Origin of the sequence: Polynucleobacter sp. MG-28-Ekke-A2 (assembly GCF_035012985.1) — a bacterium.
GTDB lineage: Bacteria > Pseudomonadota > Gammaproteobacteria > Burkholderiales > Burkholderiaceae > Polynucleobacter.
This window is the reverse complement of record NZ_JAYGQU010000017.1, coordinates 1-5,326: the sequence shown is the minus strand read 5'-3', so window position 1 is coordinate 5,326 and position 5,326 is coordinate 1. Positions and strand designations below refer to the sequence as shown.

At 47.3% G+C, this 5,326-nt stretch carries 5 protein-coding genes and 1 tRNA gene; 4 read left to right on the top strand and 2 right to left on the bottom strand.

Annotated features, from left to right (window positions below):
• Positions 1–23 precede the first annotated feature (23 nt).
• The gene (locus VC188_RS09600; RefSeq protein ID WP_071465290.1) at positions 24–320 is read left to right on the top strand and encodes a helix-turn-helix domain-containing protein; all 297 of its coding nucleotides are present in this window, start codon (positions 24–26) and stop codon (positions 318–320) included.
• A gap of 23 nt (positions 321–343) precedes the next feature.
• Here VC188_RS09600 and VC188_RS09595 read toward each other — a convergent pair whose 3' ends face one another.
• Complete coding sequence (locus VC188_RS09595; RefSeq protein ID WP_323483790.1) at positions 344–1,174, bottom strand: peptidylprolyl isomerase; 831 nt, start codon at positions 1,172–1,174, stop codon at positions 344–346.
• Positions 1,175–1,516: 342 nt separating this feature from the next.
• Positions 1,517–1,603, bottom strand: a tRNA-Leu gene (locus VC188_RS09590).
• Positions 1,604–1,758: 155 nt separating this feature from the next.
• Here VC188_RS09590 and rnr point away from each other — a divergent pair.
• The 3 genes from rnr to VC188_RS09575 are packed head-to-tail and all read left to right on the top strand — an operon-like array spanning position 1,759 to position 5,124.
• Positions 1,759–4,140, top strand: coding sequence for a ribonuclease R (gene rnr / locus VC188_RS09585; RefSeq protein ID WP_323483789.1), 2,382 nt, complete (start codon positions 1,759–1,761; stop codon positions 4,138–4,140).
• Between the two features lie 15 nt (positions 4,141–4,155).
• Positions 4,156–4,923, top strand: coding sequence for a 23S rRNA (guanosine(2251)-2'-O)-methyltransferase RlmB (rlmB, locus tag VC188_RS09580; protein ID WP_323483788.1), 768 nt, complete (start codon positions 4,156–4,158; stop codon positions 4,921–4,923).
• 15 nt (positions 4,924–4,938) lie between these two features.
• Complete coding sequence (locus tag VC188_RS09575; RefSeq protein ID WP_323483787.1) at positions 4,939–5,124, top strand: DUF2892 domain-containing protein; 186 nt, start codon at positions 4,939–4,941, stop codon at positions 5,122–5,124.
• Positions 5,125–5,326 lie beyond the last annotated feature (202 nt).

The following is a 5,326-nucleotide window of genomic DNA, read 5'->3' as shown; positions in this document are numbered from 1 at the left end:
CCCCTCGGTCGATTTGCATGAGTATGACAAGTTCACTAAAACACATCAAAAATATAGGTAGAAAACTAAGGGATGTCCGTGAATCGCAAGGGCATAACTTAGCTATCCTGGCACGGCAGTGTGATCTCTCGGTAGTCTTGTTGACCGCTATCGAAAGAGGGGATTCGCTAGCGTTTGCTAGAGCCCAATCTAGTATTGAAATTGCAGCTCAAGCCTACGCCAAAGTCTTGGGAGTTCAATTAGAGCAGGGCGGTGATCAAGGCAGCATTGATGATGGCGTCTACATCCCACAATTTTTGCGGAAAAAAGAAGGGGCCTAATCCCGCATCGCCCCTTGCCATGCTTACTGCGTAATTCTCGCGCGAGCCCTCAGATCTTTCACTGTCTCAACGAGGTATTGCTGCACATAGGCCTGGCGTAGCTGGGGTTTAGACTCTTCAAATCCTGGCAGCTTGTAGTTGCGCTTGTCATCCAACTTAATAATGGCCCAGCCACCTTGTACCTGGATGGGTGCGCCATAAGTTGCGCCCTTGTTTAACTTGGCAACAAGCGGCTGTAGTTCTGGATTAAGTTGCCCTGGATATAACCAACCCAGTTGACCGCCATTACCCTTAGCGCCCTCAGCGATAGAGTACTGCTGGGCTAATTTACCAAACAGTTCACCTTTGTTGATGCGATTAATGAGGTCAATGGCATCGGATTCATTGTTGACAACGATTTCGCTGATGCGGTACTGATAGCCTGAGGCAGCATCACCGGTAAGCTTGCGCTGGCGGTCGTACTCTTGGCGCAGCTGGGTATCGGTAATAGGGGACTGCTTAAAGTGATTTTCTACTAAAGCCTGTATTAGGAGAGTTTGGCGCAGCTGCGTGTATTGGTCATCTAAGCCAATCCCTTTTTCAAGGTCCATGCGCTCAGCCTGCTGGGCTAAGAGCTCGCGATTGATGAGCTCATCTTTCAAGGCCTTTTGTAATTCAGGCGTATTTTTTTGACCTTGCGCTACAGCAGCTTTCACGTTCAGATCTAGCAAGCCCTTTGTCAGCATCGTGTTGTTCACGGTCGCAAAGAAGTTGATGTTTGAGGTGCTAGAGCTGCTAGATTCTGGGGCGGCAATGACGCTGTAGGAGTTGCTTAACAGGGTGGCGCAGACAAGACCAAAAAGATGTTTTTTCATGTGCCCATTATAGAGTTTGATATCAATCCGTTCTGCATTAGGGCGGCAATCTCAACCCCTGGCCAAGGCTTGTATCTCACAACAATTTGCCTGAAAAAATAACTCAACAAGACCGAACCATTAGGCCGTCTTTAAACTTCATGAATGAAAAAATTTTAAAAAAAATTGGCGGGCTTGAGATCTTGCAGGGACCATCGTGACTCCTAAGCAAATCTTAAAATGGCGGGGTTGCATTCTAAGAAAGCACCCCCATATAGACTTTATGTAGTTTTATGTAGAATCGGCCAGTTTTCTTTATACTGACCATGTAATAACGGGCGTAGAAAGCCGTTAAACCTTGTTTGGTGCCCAGGAAGGGACTCGAACCCCCACAACCTTACGATCGCCAGCACCTGAAGCTGGTGCGTCTACCAATTTCGCCACCTGGGCATGCCCTTATTATAGAGGGATGGACGTTTTGAGGTCATTTCCACCCCCATTTGGCTTTTCCCCTTCAGACTTGGTGGTTTGATACAGTAGCCTTATTCATAACAAAAATAGATATCAGTAGATATATACAGGGCATGTATTGCCGAAGGAATTAAATGCGTAAAGCAAAAGACTTGATGCCACGTGAGGCTGACCGCTTAGGAACAGTTCAAGGGCATCGAGATGGATTTGGATTTGTCATTCCTGATGATGGTGGCGAAGATATCTTTCTGTCAGAAAGAGAAATGTCACGCGTCATGCACGGCGACAGAGTCAATGTCAGGGTGCTAGGAACGGATCGACGTGGTCGCCCAGAAGGGCAGATTGTTGAAGTAGTTCTGCACGCTAATAAAGTAGTGATTGGTCGTCTCTTAAATGAAAACGGTGTTCTGATTGTTGCGCCAGAAGATAAGCGCATTGGTCATGACATTTTGATTCCGCCTAAAGGTCAAGGACAAGCGAAGCTAGGTCAGGTTGTCAGCGTCGAGATTATTGATTACCCAGATAGTTATCGTCAGGCAGTTGGACGTGTAGTTGAAGTATTGGGCGAAATTGACGATCCCGGTATGGAAATTGAAATCGCTGTACGTAAGTATGGCGTCCCCCATGAATTTTCTGCCGCCGCCATGAAAGAGGCTGCAGCATTGCCAGATACAGTCCAGCAATCAGATCTAGAGGGCCGAGTTGATTTACGTGATGTGCCTTTGGTCACCATTGACGGTGCTGATGCACGTGACTTTGATGATGCTGTTTACTGTGAGCCGGTCATGTATGGCCAGACCAAAGCCTGGCGTTTGATCGTGGCGATTGCTGACGTATCTCATTACGTCAAACCAGGTCAGCCATTGGATGACGAGGGCTTATTGCGCGCTACTTCAGTCTACTTCCCAAGACGCGTAATTCCAATGCTTCCTGAGAAGATCTCCAATGGTCTTTGCTCTCTCAATCCAGGCGTAGATCGCCTGTGTATGGTGTGTGATTCCGTTGTAGATAACAACGGTATTGTGTTGGCTTACCAGTTTTATCCAGCAGTAATGCATTCGGCGCAGCGCTTTACTTACGATACCGTTTGGGAGATTCTCTCCAATAGCAAAGGCCCTGAGGCAACACGCTTTGCTCAGTTCCGCCCATTACTCGGCAACCTTTACTCTCTTTACAAGATTCTATTGGCTGCTCGTGAGAAGCGGGGCGCTATTGAGTTTGAAACAACTGAAACACAAATCATTAGTAATGAGCTTGGCAAGATACTTCGCATTGAGCCACGCCTTCGCAATGATGCTCACCGCTTAATTGAAGAGTGCATGTTGACCGCAAACGTTTGTGCAGCTGACTTTATTGAAAAAAATAAGCACCTCAGCCTCTATCGCGTGCATGGCGAGCCATCAGAAGAGAAGTTGGTTACTTTGCGTCAAGTTCTGAGAACCTCAGGCTTGTCATTAGGTGGTGGTGAAAAACCTAAGCCACGTGACTACGCTAAATTAATGCGTGAAATTAAAGAGCGACCTGATGCCAATATGCTGCAGTCAGTGGTATTGCGCTCGATGCAACAAGCGATGTACCAGCCGGATAACGAAGGCCACTTTGGCTTGGCTTACCCAGCTTACTCTCATTTCACAAGCCCGATCCGCCGTTATCCTGATTTGCTAACGCATCGCGTGATCAAGTCGATTCTTCAGAAAAAACCTTACGTACCGGTATTACCGCCGAAGGTTCCACTCAATCTCACATTACCGCGTAAGGGTAAAGGTCGTGAGAATGCAGTCAATGCCAAGAAATCCCAAAGCGATGCCAAAGCAGGGGCAGCCAAAGGAACTAAGCCACCTAAGGGTGCCAACGCCGCATTGCCAATCTGGGGCCAATTAGGCGTTCATTGCTCATCCAATGAGCGTCGTGCTGATGAAGCTTCACGTGATGTAGAAGCTTGGCTCAAGTGTTACTACATGCGTGACCATTTAGGTCAAGAATATGCTGGCACTGTCACCGGCGTTGCGAACTTTGGTTTATTTATTCAGCTAGAGAATCTCTTTGTTGAAGGTATGGTGCATGTCACTGAGCTTGGTGGAGATTACTTCCAATATGACGAGGCACGCCAAGAATTGCGTGGAGAGCGTACCGGTATTCGCTATCGCTTAGGCGATCGTTTGCATGTATTGGTCAGCCGGGTTGACTTGGATGCACGCAAGATTGAATTTAGTCTCGTCAAATCCGTTGGTGCTGAGCCTGGCGGATCTTCCAATCGTCGTCAATTGCTATTGGCAACGGATACAGGTAGACCCAATAAAAAAGCAGCGCCTCAAAGAGGTCGTTCTGATAACAAGGTTCCACAAAAGCCAAGTGGCATCAATGTCAATGCAGCTAAATCTGCTGGAACGCTTGGAGCTAACCAGTCTAAGAGTAAAGCCACTCGCAAAAATGGCAAAGCAAAGACTGGTAGGACCGTCGGCAAGCCTGCAGGCAGCAAGCCTCCAGTTCGCAGCACTAAAGCACGCCGCAAATAAAGAATAGAAAAGAAAATGAAGCAAATATTAGTTGGATTTCATGCAGTGCAAGCGCGCTTACGAGTTGATCCAGATAGTTTGAAGTCTGTGTACTTTGACTCCGGTCGTCGTGATAGACGTATGGGGGATTTTCTAAAGCAGGCTGAAGAGATTTTAGGTGAGCGTTTACACGCCGCTGATGCCGAGCGTTTGCATAAGCTAACAGGACATGATCGCCACCAAGGTGTTGTGGCCTTGGCTGAAAAAATGACTGTGGCACGCACTGTTACTGAAGCGGTTGAAGATGCTGAGGGTGCTCAGAAAAAGCCATTGTTCCTGGTTTTAGATGGCATTACTGATCCCCATAACTTTGGCGCTTGCCTGCGCGTAGCAGATGGCGCTGGAGTAGATGCTGTTGTAGTCCCTAAAGATCGCTCTGCATCAATTAATGCCACTGTAAGCAAGGTATCTAGTGGGGCATCAGAAGTGATACCCGTTATTACGGTTACCAACCTCGTTCGAAGTATGAAAGAGATGCAGGAAGCGGGTGTTTGGCTAATCGGCACCGATGATGAGGCTACAAAATCGATTTATGACATCGAGCTCACAGGGCCTATTGCCATCGTGATGGGGGCTGAGGGCGAGGGTATGCGTCGCCTTACAAAAGAAACCTGTGATGAGCTAGTGCGTATCCCTATGCAGGGTGTTGTGTCTAGTTTGAATGTATCTGTTGCAAGTGGCGTATGCTTATATGAGGCATTAAGACAGCGCCTAGCAAAAGAGAATGACAAAGCTGCCAAGTAAAACAAGGAGCTTCATATGAAATGCAATATCGGACATACTGATCGGGTTCTACGAATGACTGTTGGCGTCACGCTAATGGGCTTAGCAGGTTTTGGTATCGCTGGCCCATGGGCTTGGATTGGCATCGTTCCCTTATTAACGGGAATGATCGGCAACTGCCCAGCTTACTCAATACTAGGCATCAATACCGCTAAGAAGTAAGTAATCCTCTTATTTATTGCTGAAATCGTTACCAAAGCCATCCTCTTGGGTGGCTTTTCTTTTGGCACTGGGAGTCTGCTTTCGGCCGAGGCTGTGTAAAAACCCCCAATAATCTCCCTGTTTTTGTAAACACCTAAGCACCCTCAAACGTTAATTAAGTATCACTAATTAACGGGTGTTCATGAAGATGAAACGATTCATT